Annotated in this window: 18 protein-coding genes; 6 read left to right on the forward strand and 12 right to left on the reverse strand. The window is 35.2% G+C overall.

The annotated features are described in order from the left end of the window. Positions 1-57 precede the first annotated feature (57 nt). The 5 genes from ACUN0F_RS23675 to ACUN0F_RS23695 all read right to left on the reverse strand — a co-directional run bounded on the left by ACUN0F_RS23675 (position 58) and on the right by ACUN0F_RS23695 (position 5,707). Entirely contained in the window at positions 58-225 is a 168-nt protein-coding gene (locus ACUN0F_RS23675) for a DUF6903 family protein (RefSeq protein WP_000647588.1), read from the reverse strand. Then, the gene (gnpA, locus tag ACUN0F_RS23680; RefSeq protein ID WP_327973533.1) at positions 215-2,386 is read right to left on the reverse strand and encodes a 1,3-beta-galactosyl-N-acetylhexosamine phosphorylase; all 2,172 of its coding nucleotides are present in this window, start codon (positions 2,384-2,386) and stop codon (positions 215-217) included. The genes ACUN0F_RS23675 and gnpA overlap by 11 nt, the downstream gene beginning before the upstream one ends. 12 nt (positions 2,387-2,398) lie before the next feature. After that, complete coding sequence (locus ACUN0F_RS23685) at positions 2,399-3,388, reverse strand: carbohydrate ABC transporter permease (RefSeq protein ID WP_264461272.1); 990 nt, start codon at positions 3,386-3,388, stop codon at positions 2,399-2,401. Positions 3,389-3,403: 15 nt separating this feature from the next. Then, positions 3,404-4,294, reverse strand: a complete 891-nt coding sequence (locus tag ACUN0F_RS23690) for a carbohydrate ABC transporter permease (protein WP_002202310.1) — start codon at positions 4,292-4,294, stop codon at positions 3,404-3,406. Positions 4,295-4,363: 69 nt separating this feature from the next. After that, positions 4,364-5,707 carry a carbohydrate ABC transporter substrate-binding protein gene (locus ACUN0F_RS23695; RefSeq protein WP_445540284.1) on the reverse strand — a complete coding sequence of 448 codons (1,344 nt, stop codon included), beginning with the start codon at positions 5,705-5,707 and terminating at the stop codon, positions 4,364-4,366. Positions 5,708-5,876: 169 nt separating this feature from the next. On the opposite strand from ACUN0F_RS23695, the gene ACUN0F_RS23700 reads away from it, so the two are divergent. From ACUN0F_RS23700 to ACUN0F_RS23710, 3 genes are all read left to right on the forward strand, one after another. After that, positions 5,877-6,737, forward strand: a complete 861-nt coding sequence (locus ACUN0F_RS23700; protein WP_000064380.1) for an AraC family transcriptional regulator — start codon at positions 5,877-5,879, stop codon at positions 6,735-6,737. A 69-nt stretch (positions 6,738-6,806) separates the two neighbouring features. Then, positions 6,807-7,670, forward strand: a complete 864-nt coding sequence (locus tag ACUN0F_RS23705; protein ID WP_264461270.1) for a PucR family transcriptional regulator — start codon at positions 6,807-6,809, stop codon at positions 7,668-7,670. Positions 7,671-7,934: 264 nt separating this feature from the next. Beyond that, complete coding sequence (locus tag ACUN0F_RS23710; protein WP_000138024.1) at positions 7,935-9,038, forward strand: ABC transporter ATP-binding protein; 1,104 nt, start codon at positions 7,935-7,937, stop codon at positions 9,036-9,038. Positions 9,039-9,186: 148 nt separating this feature from the next. Here ACUN0F_RS23710 and ACUN0F_RS23715 read toward each other — a convergent pair whose 3' ends face one another. From ACUN0F_RS23715 to ACUN0F_RS23725, 3 genes are all read right to left on the reverse strand, one after another. Further along, positions 9,187-10,137: a serine protease gene (locus tag ACUN0F_RS23715; RefSeq protein ID WP_046954984.1), complete on the reverse strand. Its 951-nt coding sequence runs from the start codon at positions 10,135-10,137 to the stop codon at positions 9,187-9,189. Between the two features lie 274 nt (positions 10,138-10,411). Beyond that, on the reverse strand, positions 10,412-10,699 hold the full coding sequence (locus tag ACUN0F_RS23720; RefSeq protein ID WP_000648282.1) for an AbrB/MazE/SpoVT family DNA-binding domain-containing protein: 288 nt from the start codon (positions 10,697-10,699) through the stop codon (positions 10,412-10,414). Between the two features lie 116 nt (positions 10,700-10,815). After that, the gene (locus ACUN0F_RS23725; RefSeq protein ID WP_445540285.1) at positions 10,816-12,696 is read right to left on the reverse strand and encodes an FtsX-like permease family protein; all 1,881 of its coding nucleotides are present in this window, start codon (positions 12,694-12,696) and stop codon (positions 10,816-10,818) included. 270 nt (positions 12,697-12,966) lie between these two features. On the opposite strand from ACUN0F_RS23725, the gene nadE reads away from it, so the two are divergent. After that, positions 12,967-13,785 (forward strand): ammonia-dependent NAD(+) synthetase, encoded by an 819-nt coding sequence (gene nadE / locus ACUN0F_RS23730; RefSeq protein WP_046959191.1) that lies wholly within the window; start codon positions 12,967-12,969, stop codon positions 13,783-13,785. Between the two features lie 45 nt (positions 13,786-13,830). Here the strand turns inward: nadE and ACUN0F_RS23735 are convergent, their stop codons facing one another. From ACUN0F_RS23735 to ACUN0F_RS23750, 4 genes are all read right to left on the reverse strand, one after another. Further along, a complete protein-coding gene (locus ACUN0F_RS23735; RefSeq protein WP_000024990.1) occupies positions 13,831-14,292 on the reverse strand; it encodes an NUDIX hydrolase in 462 nt (153 codons plus the stop codon). Between the two features lie 30 nt (positions 14,293-14,322). Continuing rightward, positions 14,323-14,520, reverse strand: coding sequence for a DUF4083 domain-containing protein (locus ACUN0F_RS23740; RefSeq protein ID WP_264461266.1), 198 nt, complete (start codon positions 14,518-14,520; stop codon positions 14,323-14,325). Positions 14,521-14,622: 102 nt separating this feature from the next. Beyond that, positions 14,623-15,783 (reverse strand): transglutaminase domain-containing protein, encoded by a 1,161-nt coding sequence (locus ACUN0F_RS23745; protein WP_445540286.1) that lies wholly within the window; start codon positions 15,781-15,783, stop codon positions 14,623-14,625. 146 nt (positions 15,784-15,929) lie between these two features. Beyond that, positions 15,930-16,682 (reverse strand): YwqG family protein, encoded by a 753-nt coding sequence (locus ACUN0F_RS23750; protein ID WP_088081095.1) that lies wholly within the window; start codon positions 16,680-16,682, stop codon positions 15,930-15,932. A gap of 224 nt (positions 16,683-16,906) precedes the next feature. On the opposite strand from ACUN0F_RS23750, the gene ACUN0F_RS23755 reads away from it, so the two are divergent. Together ACUN0F_RS23755 and ACUN0F_RS23760 are read left to right on the forward strand one after the other, a co-directional pair. Beyond that, on the forward strand, positions 16,907-17,056 hold the full coding sequence (locus ACUN0F_RS23755; protein ID WP_046197626.1) for a YjcZ family sporulation protein: 150 nt from the start codon (positions 16,907-16,909) through the stop codon (positions 17,054-17,056). An 87-nt stretch (positions 17,057-17,143) separates the two neighbouring features. Further along, a complete protein-coding gene (locus ACUN0F_RS23760) occupies positions 17,144-18,109 on the forward strand; it encodes a patatin-like phospholipase family protein (RefSeq protein ID WP_075311033.1) in 966 nt (321 codons plus the stop codon). Positions 18,110-18,134: the final 25 nt, after the last annotated feature.

Consider the following 18,134-nt stretch of genomic DNA (forward strand, 5'->3'; position numbering starts at 1 on the left):
TGTTATCGTTAAACATATATGTGCGATTCCTTGATCAATCCACGTGCCCAGGTTGATTTATACGTATTTCCGATTGTAGTCATAAAGTATCCCTAAGAGACCAGCTAATCCAATCAACATCATACCTAGTTCGAATTTGCCAGCTGTCTTTTGGTAGATGATAATCAAAGACAGACATACGATAAACACAACAATTTTAATAATGAATAAAGCGCTAGCCTTCATTTGAAACATCCTCCCATCTGATTTCACTAGGTGCCAATGTCACTTCTTTTCTGTTTCCTTGTCCATCATATACAACTGTCTTTTGTTCGATCATCGAGTTGTTAACAATCACCATTTTTTGAATAGATGGATATGCATGAACTTCACAATAAATGTTGCTCGCATGATACTTTTGAAATTCTCCTTCTTTATGGGCGGCATAGTATAACGCGCGCATCAGCAGACGTGTATTTTCTTCGCTGTACGGCAGCCCTGCTATATAGACAGCTCTGCCTTCTCCAAACGGATGACTAGAAAGATGAACTTCACCATTCGAATATTCGATTATTTCGGTTTTCTCTGATAACGCATAAATGTTTTTCATTCCTTCACCAAAATCAAATTGGGTACTGTCAGCAGAAATAAAATGATTTTCAACAGGATTAATAAAATATTTATCTGTGGATAAGCTAAATCCTAGTTCTTTGTCAACACCTAAGACGTTTGCCAATTGAAAATAATGTCCTTCATGCTGATAGGCTGTCGGTTCGCCAATACCTATGAAGCCTCCGCCATTATACATCCAGGCCCTGATTGTAGTGACTAACTTTTCATTAATCCAATTAGCCCCTCCTGAAAAAGCTGTGCCTACATCGCCAGCATTAATGATAACGTCAATATCCGCTGGTATCCCATCGTTAATAACATCATCAAAACTAATGAACGAAACTTCCACGGCTGCCCCACTCAAGGATTCTAAAACACCTAAATAAGAATAAATTTGTTTATACCATAGAGCATGAGCAACCATATGTGTTTGCCAAGTTCTCAACTTGCCCCAAGAGTTCAAAATTGCAACTTTAAGACCGCTATATGGTTGAACGCCTTTGATCGTGTCATGAATTTCACGAAACTCCTCCGTAACTTTTTCAATATAAGAGATAAATTCTGGGAATTGATAAGCTAGACTTAAATAACCGCCATAGCCGATACGATCAACAGGGTTCCGTAGTAAAGCTCTTCGCGCCGTTAACCAGTTTTCATTCGCTTCAATCGTCGGGTTATTACCTTCGTAAAAAGTATCTGGGAAGAAATAAGGTAAGAATCGCCCTTCCGTGTAACGAACATGTGGTATATCTGCAATCATACGTAACGTGGCTCCACCGCCCACACTGCCTACAACTGCGTCCAATCCGATATTTTCAAAGTATTTCCCATATGGTTCTGTACCGATCCAGTTATCACCAAGGAACATCATTGCTTCTTTTCCACTTTCATGGACAATATCCACAAGTTTCTTTGCTTCTTCAGCAACGAACTTATGAACAAAATCTATATAATCTAAAAAAGCAGGAGTTGGAATTCGAAATGCAGTATTATAATAGCCTTGATCAACAATGTCCTCTGGCCTTAAGCGATAGCCCTTTTCTTTTTGAAAAGCATCCAAAGCAGCAACTGAAACACTAGCACCATAACCGAACCAATCGACAAATTTCTCTTTGCCAAGATTATTAAACACAAGGGTAAAATGATAGAAAAACGTTGTAAACCTAACCACATCTGTATCTGGATTTTCTGTCAGCCATTGTTTTAAATAGGTTTTCATAAATTCATTGGAATGTGGCTGCCTGACATCAAAAGGAATATCATGCGGCTTATCTCCCCAATTATTAGTAATATGATTGTACATTTGGGTTGGATCCCAAATCGCATAGACTAGGAATGAAACCGTATATTCATGCCAAGGAATCGCCTTCGTAATCAAAACACGATTTTGCTCTTCATTTACTTCCCAATCATTAACGTCAACAACTTCTCCGGTTGTCCGGTCAATAACCTCCCAGTATTTTTTAGGGTTGTGAACGTAATCCGGCTTTAACTGTTCCTCAAAGTAGCCTTTCATAAAATCAATTTCAAGGGTGTTAGTAAGCGCAGTATTGAATAAGCTCATTAAATAAAGTTGCTGGCATTCATCCATGTGCTTCTCTGCGAACTCATTGTGAGCTCGAGCAACAAAATAAGTCGTATAAATTTTTGCATCCAATTGTTTAATATCATCATCTAGTTTCGTTCCATCACTATCGCGAATCGCATCCGCACCCCATCGTTCCATCAATTCTTTTGTTTCCTTAAGAAAATTTTCTTCACTCGGTAAAGTAACACGGCCTTTTTTCTTTTTCATGTAAATCCTCCTTTAATCCTTTAAACCACCAAGGGACATTCCTTGTGTTAATTTTTTTTGAACAATGATGTATAAAATCAAAGTTGGCAGCATGACAAGAACCATTCCTGCATACATTTGACCATAGTTCGCAGCAGATTTTTGAGCTGCCATCAAGTTCATTAACCCAACAGGTAACGTTTTATTCGGTCCTGGGATTAACGTTAAGGCAATAATGTATTCGTTCCAAAAGGCAAGAAAATTAAATAAAATGACGGCAATAATACTTGGACGAGCTATCGGAATCATGACTGAAATCATTGTTTTGAAATATCCGGCACCATCGACCAACGCCGCTTCCTCATACGTGGATGGAAGTGATTGAAAAAAACTAGTCAGCAAGTAAATGGTAAATGGTAACGCCGTCGCCGCATATACCACAGCTAAAATAAATAAATTGTCTAGTAGAAATCCATCACCCAGTTGGCCTTGTAAAAAGGTATCTCCGTCCAATAACATCAAGAAAATTGGAACAACGATGTAGTTCACATTGATGAATAATCCAGCTTTAAAAAAAGTATTTATTAACTTGCTTCCTCTAAAGGTATACCTTGCCAACACATAAGCTGCTGGTAAGGCTACAATTAATAAAATAAGCAGAGCCAACGCAGTTACCATGACTGAATTCAACATGTAGGTACCCATGTTTGCTTTTTGGAAAGCATCGATAAAGTTTTGAAAATAGAAACTTTTCGGCATGGCCCAAGGACTTCCGTAAAATTCTGAATTTTGCTTCACTGAAGCTAAGAAAACCCATGCAACAGGAATAATAATAGAAATTGCTAACGTAATCAGTGCAACATATATAAAACAGCGATATATTGCTTCTGTAGTCATTCCTTTTTGGGGCTTCATTGTTTTTGGGGCTTGATAAGCTGTTTCTACAATCATTTCTTTTTTGGTTTCCACCGTTTTTGGATCTCGATAAGCTGTTTCTGTATTCATTCTTTTTTGTGTTTCCATCGTTTTTGGCCCTCCTTAATACTCCAACACTTCCCTTTTAGTGACACCGCTGATAATTGCAGATAATGCGAATGAGAATAGGAAAATGACCACCCCAATAGCCATACCGTAACCGTAAGAAGAATTAGTGTAAGCCTGCTTATACATGTAGCTTAAAAACACCTCCGTCGATCCATCAGGTCCGCCGCCAGTCATCGCTTGAACGAGTAGAAAACTTAAATTAATCGTACTAATAACGAAGAAAGTTAACGTCGTCCGAATGTTATTCCAAATTAACGGTAAAGTAATACTGAAAAATTGTCTGACCCGTCCAGCACCTTCCAAAGCAGATGCTTCATAAAAACTTTCCGGAATACTTGCCATTGCCGCCATATACATAACCATATAGTAACCAATCGCTTGCCAAATGAGTGCCCCGCCAATGCTGTAGATAGCAATTTTTTGATTGCCGAGCCACATCTTTTGAAGGTTTTCAAGGTTAAATAAAGCAAGTATATTATTTAACAATCCTGTAGTCGGATCATAAACTGCAGAAAATATTCCCGCGATAACTACAACGGATAAGATATTAGGGAGATAAAAAATAATTTGAAAGAAACTTTTACCTTTTATTTTTTCTCTCGTTAACAAAGTAGCAAACAAGATCGCCATCACCATCGTGATAAGTGTAACAATAACAATTAATACGATACTGTTTTGGAGAGATCGAATGAAATTCATATCATTCCATAAAATCTTGAAATTTTCTAATCCAACAAATACTTTATTATTAGAAAACCCTCCCCACTTATATAAGGACATCCTGAATACCTCAATCGTAGGAACAATCATAAAAATGGCTAACAGGATTAGTGCGGGTGCAGTACAAACAAAAATAAAAATTCTTTTTTCTGTTGTCTTATTCATGCCATCACCTCAGTTAATAAGTACAATGGTGAGACTAGCGACTCACCATTGTACGTAGTGAAAACGAATTTATTTTAATGCAGACCGTAATTGGTCACTCACTTTTTCAACAGAGCTTTGCCAATCTTTCACCTTTTTATCACCAGAAATAACACTATCAATCGTTCTAAATAATGTATCCGGCATACTTACACCTTCAACGGCTTTCGTTGCAGCAAATCCACCTATTCCCACTTTCACTCCATTATCATAGATACTATAGAATGATTTATTTTCACCTGTCAGTTTATTAGAAAGGCCTTTGATAGGCTGAATCGCACTCGATTCAGCAAAAATTTCAGCTGCCTTATCCGAATAAACAAACGTCATGAACTCTTTAGCAAGTTGTTTATTTTTAGCTGCCGAAGGAATCCACATTTGTTCAAAGAAAGTAAATGCATAACGGTCGCTATTAGCATCAATTGTTGGTAAAGCCATCATGCCCCATTCAAACCCTTTAGATCGAGGAGCTTCTTTCATTTCACCAACTACCCATGTACCATTTGGCATAAACAAAGCTTTGTTATCGAGAACCAATTGTTGATTTTTCTTGTAGTCTTTATCATTTGCATTCGCAACAGTAGTTGGTTCTGTGTATTTTCCTAATTTTCCGATAATTCCAAAAGATTTTGTTGCTTCAGAAGTTTCCCAAACACCATCTGCATATTTCATAGCTTTATTAAATAACTCAGGTCCACCCACCCCTAGTAGTAAAGAGTAGAAGAATGTATCAAAGTAGCCTGTTGTAGGATAAGTAAATAATGAAATTCCTTCTGCTCTCGCTTTATCTCCCAAGGCCCACATCTCGTCCCAAGTCTTCGGCACTTCCCAACCTTTTTCCTTAAATAAACTAGCATTATAAAATAATCCAGTTGGACTATAGAACATCGGTGCCATATAAATTTTACCGTCATTATAAGGATTAGTCGCAGGTGTACCAGTAAGCCCTGGTACTAACTTATCTTTCACTTTAACATCTTCACCATAAACATTTTTATCAAAAACATCGGTAATGTCTTCTAATGCTTTATCTTTAATTAAAGTTTCTGTTAGTGCCTGTTTTCTCCCGGTTGCCAACAACACAACATCTGGATATTTTCCTGCTTTCATATTTGAGCCTATGACATCCTCAAGATTTTTGTCCACCGTCAATTTAACATTAACTTTTGGATTAGCAGCTTCATATGCGTCAATGACTTTGCTCCACATCTCTTTACCATAAGCCGATTCAAGTGTTGCCACATGAAGGGTTTGTTTTTCACTGGAGCCTTTACCTTCCTTAGAGTTATCAACTTTTGTAGTATTACCTTGGCAAGCTATTAAACTAAAAGATAACAAAGCTGTCATTCCAGACAACAATAACTTTTTTTTCATCTTTATTTACCCCCATCTCCTAATCTTCCTTTCATAATTAAAGAATACAAAATAGATAACGCTTTCACAATAAACATCTTGTTCTGTTTTTTAGATATCTTGCTTTTTACTGAATATCCCACTAAAATCTTTATAACATAGATAAAAAGTCTACGAAGGAGGGATTCATTTGTCCAATGAAGTATATGAGATTCCACAAATTCAACGAAACCATCTTCCAGTAAAACTTCTTTATATAACAAAATCAAAATACGATAAAGATTGGCATAGTACCATTCATGCGCATCACTTTACAGAGCTATTGTATATTACCAAGGGCAAAGGAACTTTTATCTTTTACAAAGAAGAAATCCCTGTCCAAGAGCACAATTTGATTATCATCAATCCAAATATCGAGCACACAGAAAAATCTGATACGAATCACCCACTCGAATACATCGCACTTGGTATTCAAGGTTTGTCCTTTTCATCCATAGAAAATCCTAGTCAAGTCACTATTCACAACTATAAACAGGATCAAAAGAGCTTCCTCTTCTACCTTCAGCAATTAATTGAGGAAGTGGAAAATCATCAAGAAGATTACGATTTAATTATACAAAATATTCTGGAAATTTTACTACTTAAAATGATGAGAAAAAAATCTTTTAATGTAGAAAAAACATCTACTCAAAAAATCAATAAAGATATTGAATTTATAAAAAACTATATTAAGCAGCATTTTCACGAAAATATAAGTCTGGATACATTAGCAAGAATCAGTCATATTAATAAATATTATTTATCTCATTCCTTCAGGAAATTCGTTGGTGTTTCGCCTATTGAATACTTAATTCAAACTCGTATTAGAGAAAGCAAAATATTATTAGAAACGACCAACTATTCGATTTCTAATATTTCAACCATTACCGGTTTTTCTTCCCAATCATTCTTTGCACAATCATTTAAACGAGAAACGAATCTATCTCCTTCACAATACAGAAACACTATCAATTCTAGCAAAAACAAACCAGATTCTAGCGCGAAATTTTAAAGATAATCGCAATGAATCTATACTTCTTTACTATATTGATACTATTATTTTAGAAAGGAGAGTGTTCCTATGATTCAACAATTAAAAACATACTATGGTGAGGATATCAAAATCAATGCAGCTGTGTTATCTGAAGATTATAGCTGGTTTTTAGTTGAAGGAAACAAAGTCGGGATTCGAAAAATCCGATTACATCAAAAGGAGCATCAATTGCTTTCATCCATCTTAACGCCCATTCATACTGATACATTTTATAAAACAGAAAAAGAAAAATCATGGCATGAAGCATTATACAAAAATAATAATATTTCTATACTATCAGTTCGTTTTTTACACTTTTTCACAACACAACCCATAATAGAGAGAGAAGAATTTCAAGATGCTTTACAGTCCATGTTTTCTTTTACTACTACAATGATATGGGAAACTTCGCAAGCCGGTGTCCTCATATTAGAAGAAAATGTACCTGAGTCTATATTGCGAGCAGCCCTTGATACACTAGAAACAGATTTTTTTATATCCCTATCCTTCTTTATTGGCAGACGCTATACGCAAACAACTGAATTTGCTTATCTGTATGAATGGGAGCGAAAATTATTTTCTGTTCTTTCTCCCTATTTATCCAAAAAAATTACACACATTGAACAACTGCTCCCTTATCAATTAATGATCTCATTATCAAAAGAAGAAAGAAAAAAGTACACGAATCAATTATTGGCACACATTTCGAATGACAAAGAACTTATAGATAGCGTTAAAGTATTCTTCCAATGTAACTTAAATGTATCTCTTGCAGCGAAACAATTATATTTACATCGTAATACTTTGCAGTATCGAATTGATAAATTCATTGAAAAAACAGGAATGAATATAAAAACTTTTGAAGGCGCAGTAGCAGTTTATATGGCGTTTCTTTCTTTAGATATCTCGTGAAGCTCTCATGAAAGACGATAAAATATTCATTTTCTCATACCATCATTGTTTTATGACTTGGAAACTCTTTTTACATATTTTTCTACGAAAAAGTAATACTTTCATCCCATATCTATAGATGAAAGTACATCCTACAGGTGCTTTCTCGTTTCTTACATCTTTAAACTTGTATAAAACCCTCTCATTCTTTTGTGCACAATGCCGATTTACTTACGGTTATAAAAATCTTATAATTCAATCAATTATGAAAAGGAGTGAATATTTATGACCGAACTAGTATTAGATCATATTTTTAAAGTTTATGATAATAAAACTACTGCTGTTTCTGACTTTAATTTACATATTGAAGATAAAGAGTTTATCGTATTTGTCGGTCCTTCTGGATGCGGAAAATCAACAACTCTACGTATGATTGCAGGTCTAGAAGACATTTCTGATGGTTCGTTTTATATTGATGGAGAGCGTATGAATGATGTCGCTCCAAAAGATCGCAACATTGCGATGGTATTTCAAAATTACGCACTATACCCGCATATGACTGTTTATGATAATATCGCGTTTGGCTTAAAACTACGCAAACTTCCAAAAGATGAAATTAATCGCCGAGTAACGGAGGCAGCGAAAATCTTAGGGCTTGAAGATTACTTACAACGAAAACCGAAGGCATTATCGGGTGGGCAACGCCAACGGGTTGCGCTAGGAAGAGCTATCGTCCGTGACGCAAAAGTATTTTTAATGGACGAGCCTCTATCGAATTTAGACGCAAAATTACGCGTCAGTATGCGTTCAGAAATCTCCAAACTGCATCGTCGTTTAAATACGACCACTATATATGTAACACATGATCAAACAGAAGCTATGACAATGGCATCACGCCTTGTTGTTATGAAAGATGGGCTCATCCAGCAAGTGGGTACTCCAAAAGAAGTATATGATACTCCTGAAAACATATTTGTTGGTGGATTCATTGGTTCTCCAGCTATGAATTTCTTTACCGGGACATTACAAGAGAACTATTTCTATATAGAAAATATTCGCTTCAAAGTACCAGATGGCCAACTAAAAACATTAAAGCAAAAAGGATATAATGGACAAAAAATCATACTCGGCATTCGTCCTGAAGACATTCATGATGAACCAATCGTTCTTCAATCTTCACCTGAATCCACAGTCGAAATTACAGTAGAAGTTGCTGAATTATTAGGTGCTGAAACGATGATTCATGGAAAACTTTCGAATCAAAACTTTGTTGCGCGAATTAATGCTCGTTCCGAGATTAAAGCTAACGATACACTTCCATTAGCTTTTAGTTTAGCGAAAGCACACTTTTTCGATATCGCCACCGAACAACGTATTCGTAATATTTAATGGATGCATAGCCTCTATTTCAGAAAAAATAGATATAGTTGTGTCAACCATTTCGTGAAAAAGAATTAAATACTAGATTCCCCTGTATATGCGACAGAACCATACGAAAAAACATCTCATATGAATATGAGATGTTTTTTCGTATTTGCTATTCTTTTAATAAATCTATTAATCCATTCCCTTCAGATGTACGTTCATACCCTAAAGGTACAGTTCTTTTAATAAGTTGTGCATATATTTCTGGCTCTGATAACTTTCTACCATATTCTCTCTCACACTGCTTAATGAGCAATGCCAGCGCTCCAGCGACATGCGGTGTCGCCATAGAAGTTCCACTTAATACCGCATATTTCCCCTCAGGATAAGTAGATAAAATTTCATCACCTGGCGCCACTAAATCAATTTCTTGATTCGAATTACTAAAACATGCGATTTTCCGTTCTAAATTGACAGCGCCGACTTCAATTACTTCTGAGTACGCACCTGGGAAGTCCAGTTCCTCCGTGTTATCATTACAATCTCCATTATTCCCAGCAGCACATACGACGAGAACATCTTGCCTTACCGCATTTTGAATTGCTTCATGTAATTCTGGAACGTCTTGCGGGCCACCAAGTGACATTGAAATGACTCTAACTCTTTCTTTATTAGGCCCTCTCCAATTTACAGCATAATGAATCGCCTCAATAATTTGCTCATAACTTCCAGAACCATCTCCCGCTAAAACCTTTAATACTAACATTTTAGCAAGTGGTGCGACTCCTAAAACACCGACACCATTTTCATTCGCTGCAATTGTCCCCGCTACATGAGTACCGTGTCCGTTATTATCAAGATAAATATTTGGATCCCCTTCGTAGTCTTTCGTGAAATTTCTTCCACCGATAATACGATCCTTTAAATCAATATGATTCACATCACAACCTGTATCTAATACGGCAACAACAATATCTTTTCCTTTCGCGCTCTTCTCCCATACTTGTGGAGCATGAATGAGTTGTACACCTGGCGGGATTTCATTTACTTGTTCAACCACCTTATCTACTGTAAAAGGAATCAATTGTATACCTTTTTGTTTATTCGCTGTACTACTATTCATCGTAATCCCTCCTGAAAATATATTATTTTCATTTCAGACCACCTTTGAAAACGTTTAAATGTAACATTCGTTTTATTCGTTTCGTTTTCCTTCCTTAAAAATATTTCTCAATAAAGCTTACTAATTTTATACTACTCTTTTATTAATCTCGTAATTTTTAGGCACCAAACATCCGATTGGTACAACCAATAACAAAAATAAAAGGACCAATTTAATGGTCCTTTTATAATTTTTAAAGAATGATATGAAATTTTAAAAATAAAATAAATTAAGACTAAGCCTCACTCTTATTTAAAAACTTCTCTATTTCTTTTATTAAATGTTTCGCTCCATCTATACTAACAGTAATGTTTCCATTTGCTAATGATATGTTTTGATCTGAAACATCACCTGTTATTTGACAAGCATTGTAAGGTTGATATTTTTGTAAAATGACTTTATCTGCTTCTACGAAAATTTCAAGTGGTGATTTGATTTGGATTCCTAATACTTCTCTTAACTCTTTAGGAATAACAATTCGTCCTAATTCGTCTACTTTTCGAATAATTCCTGTTGCTTTCATAATACTCCCCCCTTACTTTCTATTATTTTTTTCCACCTCGCTCTTTCCATTTTATCACTTTTTGGTAATACTTGTCTCTTTTTAGAAAATTTTGTACTCAAGTTAAAAAAACACATTTATCGAATACGTAATCTCTCTTTCAATTGTTTTAAATAACGAGATCTTATCAGTAAAAAGTAACCAACTTGAATTCCTACGAAAACACTTAATACAATCGCATTTTCTTTAAATAGTGAGTACTCAAACATCTGTCCCAGAGCAGTTAGCGCTACTGCTCCATGTAATGTTGCAACACCTATAGGAACGAAGAATAAAAGTGCCAATCGGATTGTAACTACTTTCGATAACTCTCCACTCGTTAAGCCTACTTTTCGAATCATTTCAAACAAACGAGTATCATCCTCCAAATCAGAAAACAAACGGAAGTAAAGGAAACTTCCTGCACATACGAAAAATACTATACCAATAAAGAAACCTACAAATAGAATTGGTCCTGCGATTTGTAAACTTTGGTTTTGTTCATACTCTTCTGCACTAAACGTTGCATATTCTTCATAAGGCTTCATTTGATACGTGAGCTCTTTACCAGCCTCTATTTCATCTTTCGTTCCTTCTGTTTTGTACACATAATCTTTTTCCTCTTTAAACCCTTCTTGTAATGCATCATATTGATTTTTAGAAATTACATAAACGTTACCTCTTAGTATTTTACTTAATGAAGAAGTATTAATTTTTTTCACTTTTAAAGATTCATTCAAATGTGGTAAAGTAATTTCTTTTCTTTCTTTCATCGGTGGGCCTGGTATATCGACTGATAAAAATAAAGCTTCTTTTTTGGATACCGCATTAAAGGGTTCTCCTGTTAACTTCGCATATTCCTTATAGTCTGATTCCTTTATAAAGGTGGCGTTTTTTAACGACTGCTCCTCCGTTTTCTTCGTCGAAATATTAGTTTTTGAAGCTGCTATACTATGTTTCTTTAATCCTTCGTCAATCATCTTCAAATGCTGTGATTCATTACTATTTCCTTGCTTAGAATGATAGTGAAACGCAATTGGTCTCTCCATAATCGCCTTTGTCATTGATGTAAAGCCAACTAATGTACCTATTGCTGAAAATGCTACAGTTGAAATGATGGTTACAATAAAAAACATTCTTGCGTTATCTCTCATACGGTAAGCTAAATCTGACAACGTAATAATATTTGTCTGTGTCCAATAGAAACGTTTACTTTTTTTACATAGTCTAATAATAAAGACACTCAACTGCTTGTACAGCAAATACGTACCAATAATGACTACCGTTGTAACAGGAATCATCATGACAAATACCATTGCGCCGTGTGACAGAAGCGCTCCTGCATATCCCGCACTAAGCAATATGACTGCTAATATAGAAGAAATAATGGATGCTTTCGGTTCTGGCTTCGCTTCTGCTGATCCTCTAAACAATTTCATAATTTTATTTTTTCGAATCATTCCTGCACTAAACAATGAAATAATCATAAATAATACGAAAAACATAATACTCGTTACAACAATGGCTTTCATTGGAATGTAGTAGGGTAAGGAAATATCTAACTTTAATATCATGGGCGCTACAAATATTAATATTCCGGAAAATACCATTCCAGAAAGTATCCCAAAAATAATTGCCCCTATTCCAATCATAATATTTTCAAAAAAGATAAGACGCTTTAATTGATATTTTGTCATACCTAACATCATTAAAATTCCTAATTCACGCTTTCTCGTTTTTAAAAACATTCCCATCGAATATAAAATAAAGAAAAATGTAAATAAGTAAATAATGGACTGTGCAAAAGACATACTTACGAACACGTATCGTCCCAATTCTCCAACACTTAATGCGGGATGAAACGCAAAAAACGAATATACAAAAAAGGCCATAATGGCAAATGCACTACTTAAAAAATATGCTGAATATGTTCGTCTATTTCTCGTTACATTCCGATAAGCAAGTTCTCTAATGTTCATATTCCTTCTCCGCCCTTCTACTAACTATGTTCTTATATTAGTAAAGTCCGGAAATACCTTCCATCGATTCAAATGACAAAAACCTTACATTATTGAAAGGTTTCAAAAAAATTGCTTAAACGAAACAGTTTCATTATAATGACTACATTCATATTCATACACGCATCCTATTGTATATTCGTTAGTTTTGCGAAATAATAAAGGATAGAAGTATGTACCAATATACATATAAACTTAATTACCGCTTTAATATGAATAGGAGGAAACATAATGACATTACAAGAACAGATTATGAAAGCATTACATGTTCAGCCTGTAATTGATCCGAAAGCAGAAATCCGTAAACGTGTAGATTTCTTAAAAGATTATGTAAAAAAAACAGGTGCAAAAGGATTTGTACTTGGCATTAGTGGCGGACAAGACTCTACATTAGCTGGACGTTTAGCTCAGCTTGCAGTGGAGGAAATTCGTAATGAAGGTGGTAACGCAACATTTATCGCCGTGCGCCTTCCTTATAAAGTGCAAAAAGATGAAGATGATGCGCAATTAGCATTACAATTTATTCAAGCTGATCAATCTGTTGCATTTGATATCGCTTCAACAGTTGATGCTTTCTCAAATCAATACGAAAACTTATTGGGTGAATCATTAACAGATTTCAATAAAGGTAACGTGAAAGCGCGTATCCGTATGGTTACGCAGTATGCAATCGGCGGCCAACATGGATTACTTGTGATTGGAACTGATCACGCTGCAGAAGCTGTTACAGGATTCTTTACAAAATTCGGAGATGGTGGTGCAGACCTACTACCATTAACGGGTTTAACGAAACGTCAAGGACGTGCTCTTTTACAAGAATTAGGTGCGGATGAGCGACTTTACTTAAAAATGCCAACTGCTGATTTATTAGATGAAAAACCAGGTCAAGCTGATGAAACGGAGTTAGGTATTTCGTATGATCAACTAGATGATTATTTAGAAGGTAAAGCAGTTCCAACTGACGTTGCAGAAAAAATTGAAAAACGTTACACAGTGAGCGAACATAAAAGACAAGTTCCAGCATCAATGTTTGATGATTGGTGGAAATAAATAAAACATAAAAAAGAAGCTAATCTCATTAGCTTCTTTTTTATGTTAACGATACACCCCTACTCTTTTCTCTAGTAAGTCCTGTAAACAATCCTCATGTTGTTGATTAAACAATGGTGGCATTTTGTTTAGCGGGAAAAACTTCAATTCCAACGTTTCATCACCGTCTACTTTTTGCTCTCCACCGGCAATTGAGCATGAAAAGAATATTAAAATTGACTGGGCATTATCTCCATTTGGATATGCTTGAAAATATTTTGTATACACCCCGATAAGCTCATTTATTTCCACGTCATAACCTGTTTCTTCTTTTATTTCTCGAATCGCGGTTTCTGCGGCAGATTCTCCAATTTCCATTGCACCGCCAGGAAATCCCCAAGCGTTAAAATCACCTCTTTTTTGCAGTAATACTTCTCCATGTTTATTCAACACACAACCACCCGCAAAGTTTATGAGAACACAGTCGTGACCTACTTTTTCACGTAATTCTTTTATATAATTAGCCATCCTCTTCTCCTTTTCATACATCTTCTATCGCTATTTCTTATCTTTTTCAAGAAATTCAATCATTCGGTCTAGCTTCTCGTTCATATGCATCACTTGTTGTTTTTTTGCAACACTGTTTTGAAATACTCTTCTAATAAACAAAGTAAATGATAGGAAAAACAAAACGATAAGTCCGATTACTAAACAAGTATATATCAATGTAAATATGTTATTTTCGAACAAATTCATTCAGATTCCACATCCTTCCTTTTTAATTTTATCACACAATTCTGTTTTTTAAAGTGATACATAACAAAAAGAGCACCCTTTACAGATGCTCTTCTTCATTAATTAATACGTAAATGTAATTGTCGCTAATGAATAATCTGCCATTGCACTATACGGTGCTACTTGATAAGATACACGTTTTGCACCTTTTGGCCAATTTATTTCATTTAACACTTTCTTTATATCCTGCATTGTTCCATCCATGGATTGCTTATATCGTACTTCTACCTTCTCTGGCTTAGAAGCGAATTGTTGCTGTAATTTTTTCTTAAATTCACTGTAATTGTCTGCCCCGTATTGTGCAGACAAATATTTTAAATTTGTTTCTTTTAACATTTGTTCATATGCAGCAGTCTTTAAACTACCCGCTTTTATTTTGTTTGTTAATTCATTAAAGTAACTTGTAGATGCCACTGGATATTTACTACGATCCCATTCATGATCTTTACTTAATTGCTCGTCAGACATATTAAAATACGAATATGTTACACGTCCAGCTTTATCTGGTACTGGATCATCGAATGTCGTATCAAGGTGATACCATTTGTTTTCAATGTTTACTAAATTCCATGCGTGAGCTTGTCCATTTCCTGTACCTGTTACAATATGGTTTTCGATCCCCGCTTCTTTTAGCAATTCATATGTTAATAACGTATATCCTTGGCAAACGGCAGAACGATTCGCTAATGCTTCATATGCTGTATACGCTTCATAAGACGTATCATAAGATACATGCTTTACAACGTAATCATGAATAGCTTTTACTGTTTCATGCTCATCCATTCCAGGTTTTATAATTGAACTGATAATTGCTTTTGCCTGAGATTTTACATATTGTGTTTGCTCTTTTGATTCACGGTATTTCACTTGCAGTGTAAACGTATAGTTTCCTGGTAGCCCTTTAATAGAATATTTAGTAGAGGCTACATTATATTTTACATACTCATCTGCATCTACAATTTTATTAAACTCACCATACAATTGATCCATAACATTTCTGGCATTTCTATCTTTCGTTTTATAAGTGATTGTCATATTTTCTTCTCGATTATCAACCTGTTTTTTTAATTCTTTTCTGAAATCATTTAATAGCTTTGCATCTGTTTGTGTTGTCGCTACAGTCGGATTCGTAGCTGCATAAGATACCGTTGACGCGTGTAAGCCTCCCATTACTATAGTTGAACAAAGCAGGGTAGCTGTCACATACTTACTTGTCTTTCCCATCTCGTCACTCCTTACATTCTATAACTATACGAAAAAAGTATCGTATAGTTTCAGAGTATACAATACTTTTTCGTATAGGTCATATGAGATTATGCATATTTAACATTGTAAAAAGGTTGTTCTTTTTACAAGAACAACCTTTTTCATTAACAAGTTTGTAATACACAACATGTATTTTCAAAACGTCGATTTTTCAAGTCTTCATTTCCAATACAGAAATAAAGCATTCCTAAATCTCCCCACATCATATTACAATTTTTAGTATCTGAATCAATTTGGAATAAAAGCGTCATTTGCTGCGGGTCTATCCCCATATATTCTCCTGTCTCATATAATACTTCCTCTTGTACAGAGAATGGCTCTCCAAACATTTGATGGCTATCGTAGTTGTCCGGAATTAACTCTTCAAGCAATTGTAAGAATCGATCTGAATCAGCCTCATCTTCAATGAAGAGCTCTGGCAATTTATATGTCAATTCAAAAGTAGTTGCACACTGGTTATAATTCGTTTGCAATTCATCTGCTCTTCTTAATTGCTCTACAGGAACATCATAATAAAGCACACGCCCCGCTTCAGTTGGCTTCACATCTTCTTCAAAATAATTTTCAATGCTAAAGAAATATAACATTCCTGTCTTAGGGAGATTGTGATCTATACCAACATTTTGTAAATCATTTAAATTAAATTGAGCGAGAAACTGTAACGGATTTCCTTTATGCGTTGGGTATTCAAATGTAGCTGGCAAATCAGGAGCTCCTCCCATTTTCGAACTACCTACCGCAACTGTTGCCTCCTGCTTTGGCACAACTTTCACACAAGGAAATACAGTATTAATAAGTTCCTCTTTTAAATGTGTCAGCCCATATTTATCAATTAATACTTCAATTTGTTTATTCATAAATTCTCCTTATATTTACATACTTATTTGTATCATTGTACAAAAATTATACTCCATTCTTTGTAAAAACAACAAGCCTCCAAAAAAACGGGCTCTTCCTACATACGCGAACAAGTTTAAAAAAGCATAGTATACATTGTTCCTACAAACACGATAGTTCATTATTTCTTCCAGCACATTTTCCCCTCGTTCATTTTTATTTTTAATATAAGGAGGAATTCCACATGGGTTACGGATATAGTTGCGGCGGTTACGGCGGTTACGGCGGTAGTTGCGGTGGATGTGGTTATGGAGGTTTCGCTTTATTAATCGTTTTATTTATCCTTCTAATCATCATCGGAGCTAGCTGTTGGGGCGGCTTTGTAGGCTGCTAGTTAATTTAAAAACTATTGTAAAAAAGCACGTACAATACGTGCTTTTTTGCCATTTTCAAATTTTTTATGTGAAAGGAAGTATGATTGATGAAGATTGATGGTGTTTTTGAAGGGGGCGGTGTACGCGGAATTGCGCATGTAGGGGCAATTTGCGCGTTAGCTGAAAAAGGCTATGAATGGGAACGTGTAGCTGGAACATCAGCTGGTTCCATTATCGCTGCGCTCCTAGCAGCAGGATACTCTTGCTCAGAGTTAAAAACGATTATAACTGATATCGATTATAATAAATTTACGAAAAGAACCTTTATTGACAGAATCCCGTTTATCGGAAAAGGATTAAGCGCATGGACTACTCTTGGTATTTACTCTAATATTTTCATAGAAGAATGGATTGAGGAATTACTTCGAAAAAAAGGAGTTCACTTATTTACAGATTTACCTGATTTAAATAAGCTTAAAATTATCGCTTCTGATATAAGTAATGGCAAAATGGTTATCTTTCCCGATGACTTACCGAACTACGGATTTTTAAATTATCGCTTCTCTATTGCTAAAGCTGTAAGAATGAGTAGTACAATCCCCTTCTTTTTTGAACCCGTAAAATGGAGAACCCCAAAATGGAAGCAACCTTGTTATATGGTTGATGGAGGGATTTTAAGCAATTACCCAATTTGGATTTTCGACTCACCTACCTCTCCTCGCTGGCCGACTTTTGGATTTCATTTCGTAAAAGATGAGATTCAAGCTGATCCCGCTCACTATAACGAGCCTATCTCCATGTTCAAAGGACTATTTAAAACAATGATGCAAGCCCATGATTTACGTCATTTAGATAAGGAATCAAAAGCAAGAACGATTATAATTCCAACAGGAGCCATTACTAGTACAAACTTTGACTTAACAAAGGAAGAAAAAGAGTGGCTTTACAATTCTGGTTATAACGCCGCAAATAAGTTTTTACAATCGTGGAATTTCAGACAATATATTGATGCATATAGAAACGGAAATCAGGACCGAAAAACAAATCGGTATTTCCGTCAACTTGACTCATAATACTATTATTTTTCATACGAGAACA

The organism is Bacillus sp. 1A (assembly GCF_052682215.1).

Bases quoted from the DNA above. Each gene is read 5' to 3' on its own strand.
- ACUN0F_RS23675 (WP_000647588.1), bottom strand. From the start codon at position 225: ATGAAGGCTAGCGCTTTATTCATTATTAAAATTGTTGTGTTTATCGTA.
- gnpA (WP_327973533.1), bottom strand. From the start codon at position 2,386: ATGAAAAAGAAAAAAGGCCGTGTTACTTTACCGAGTGAAGAAAATTTT.
- ACUN0F_RS23685 (WP_264461272.1), bottom strand. From the start codon at position 3,388: ATGGAAACACAAAAAAGAATGAATACAGAAACAGCTTATCGAGATCCA.
- ACUN0F_RS23690 (WP_002202310.1), bottom strand. From the start codon at position 4,294: ATGAATAAGACAACAGAAAAAAGAATTTTTATTTTTGTTTGTACTGCA.
- ACUN0F_RS23695 (WP_445540284.1), bottom strand. From the start codon at position 5,707: ATGAAAAAAAAGTTATTGTTGTCTGGAATGACAGCTTTGTTATCTTTT.
- ACUN0F_RS23705 (WP_264461270.1), top strand. From the start codon at position 6,807: ATGATTCAACAATTAAAAACATACTATGGTGAGGATATCAAAATCAAT.
- ACUN0F_RS23710 (WP_000138024.1), top strand. From the start codon at position 7,935: ATGACCGAACTAGTATTAGATCATATTTTTAAAGTTTATGATAATAAA.
- ACUN0F_RS23715 (WP_046954984.1), bottom strand. From the start codon at position 10,137: ATGAATAGTAGTACAGCGAATAAACAAAAAGGTATACAATTGATTCCT.
- ACUN0F_RS23720 (WP_000648282.1), bottom strand. From the start codon at position 10,699: ATGAAAGCAACAGGAATTATTCGAAAAGTAGACGAATTAGGACGAATT.
- ACUN0F_RS23725 (WP_445540285.1), bottom strand. From the start codon at position 12,696: ATGAACATTAGAGAACTTGCTTATCGGAATGTAACGAGAAATAGACGA.
- nadE (WP_046959191.1), top strand. From the start codon at position 12,967: ATGACATTACAAGAACAGATTATGAAAGCATTACATGTTCAGCCTGTA.
- ACUN0F_RS23735 (WP_000024990.1), bottom strand. From the start codon at position 14,292: ATGGCTAATTATATAAAAGAATTACGTGAAAAAGTAGGTCACGACTGT.
- ACUN0F_RS23740 (WP_264461266.1), bottom strand. From the start codon at position 14,520: ATGAATTTGTTCGAAAATAACATATTTACATTGATATATACTTGTTTA.
- ACUN0F_RS23745 (WP_445540286.1), bottom strand. From the start codon at position 15,783: ATGGGAAAGACAAGTAAGTATGTGACAGCTACCCTGCTTTGTTCAACT.
- ACUN0F_RS23750 (WP_088081095.1), bottom strand. From the start codon at position 16,682: ATGAATAAACAAATTGAAGTATTAATTGATAAATATGGGCTGACACAT.
- ACUN0F_RS23755 (WP_046197626.1), top strand. From the start codon at position 16,907: ATGGGTTACGGATATAGTTGCGGCGGTTACGGCGGTTACGGCGGTAGT.
- ACUN0F_RS23760 (WP_075311033.1), top strand. From the start codon at position 17,144: ATGAAGATTGATGGTGTTTTTGAAGGGGGCGGTGTACGCGGAATTGCG.